This window comes from Streptococcus sp. SO2, assembly GCF_030440025.1.
Genome location: NZ_JAQFJH010000040.1, coordinates 1 through 1,242, shown reverse-complemented (window position 1 = coordinate 1,242; position 1,242 = coordinate 1). Strand labels below are relative to the sequence as shown.

Here is a 1,242-nt window from a genome sequence, read left to right as displayed (position 1 = left end):
AGTGGATCTAAACAAAGTGGTCGCAGACTATGACGCCAGTTTTTTTCCGATTGATTTCAGAATCTTCACCTATCGTAATAATCCCAAGAACGTCATCAATATAGAAGTTAAAGACAAACAAGGTACTATAAAAACCGTAGTTTTAAACATTGATAGTGGAAAAGTAGAAGGAGAGTATCAAGAGCGTTCAGATATCTATGAAGCGGGTCCTTACTATTTTTATACGACACTGGATCAGTATGCAGAAGATAAGGGGTATGTAGTAGGTCGGCTCATTGAAAGTTCTTTGCCTTTTAAAGAGGCGGGCAAGGTTGTTGATACCAACATAAACCTCTTTGAGGAATATCCTGAAATTGAGAAAAAAATAACTGAAGGAGATTGGGCTCTTATTCCTCAAGAAGAATACGTGACCCCAGAGGAATGGTTTGACAAAGTTTTGTACTGGATGGCTCCTAAGGGAGAAGAGAAACTGACGATTTATGGTATAGATACTAAGGGTCAGATTTCTGATACCCCACTCACGACTTATGCAGAATATCAAGCCTGGGTTCAAAAACAACGATCAGAAGGGAATATAAATGAAACGAATTGATCCTGAGAGAATAAAGAGTATAAAAGCGAGTATCAACGCATCTACTAATGAAATACCAGATGACATTCGCTCGCTGATTGATGCGCCAGTGACAGGTAATTTTGAAGACTGTGTTAAGCGAACCAAAGCAACAATGGAGAGCTTAGTAACAACGGTTGATTCGCTTGATCAGTATTTAGATAGTGTAGCGGATGCTTTTGCGGCAACAGAAGCTGCTTTAGCTGCGGCAATTGATGGAGGTATCTATATTAAAGCTCCTGAGTCACGAGCAGAACGTAGAGAACGATATATCCAAGGCGGGAAAAATTCCCAAGAACGCCACAATCGTAGAAAAATGGTTGAAATCGCAGAGAGTCAATATAGTGATTTTCCATAATTACACAAATCACCTGAATTTATTTCAGGTGGTTTTCTTTTGTTTTTCTCAACTTCTCACGTTATCTATCATGTGGTATAATAGAACAAAAACATTTTCCTTCTAGTACCTTGAAAATTCTATGCTATTTACAAAAAATATACCCTGTCCCTCGGGGTCCACTTGATCCTAGCTACTCAGAAACCATCTGGTGTGGTGGATGACCAGATCTGGTCTAACTCACGCTTCAAGATCGCCCTTAAGGTGGCGGACCGTTCGGACTCCAATGAAATGC

Annotated in this window: 2 protein-coding genes; both read left to right on the top strand. The window is 39.9% G+C overall.

The window, feature by feature from the left end:
* A partial coding sequence (locus PCY17_RS12130; RefSeq protein ID WP_301395780.1) for a hypothetical protein occupies nt 1-592 on the top strand: 592 nt, incomplete at its 5' end.
* Nucleotides 579-968 (top strand): hypothetical protein, encoded by a 390-nt coding sequence (locus tag PCY17_RS12125; RefSeq protein ID WP_042903181.1) that lies wholly within the window; start codon nt 579-581, stop codon nt 966-968. The genes PCY17_RS12130 and PCY17_RS12125, both read left to right, overlap by 14 nt.
* The last annotated feature ends 274 nt before the right edge of the window (nt 969-1,242 follow it).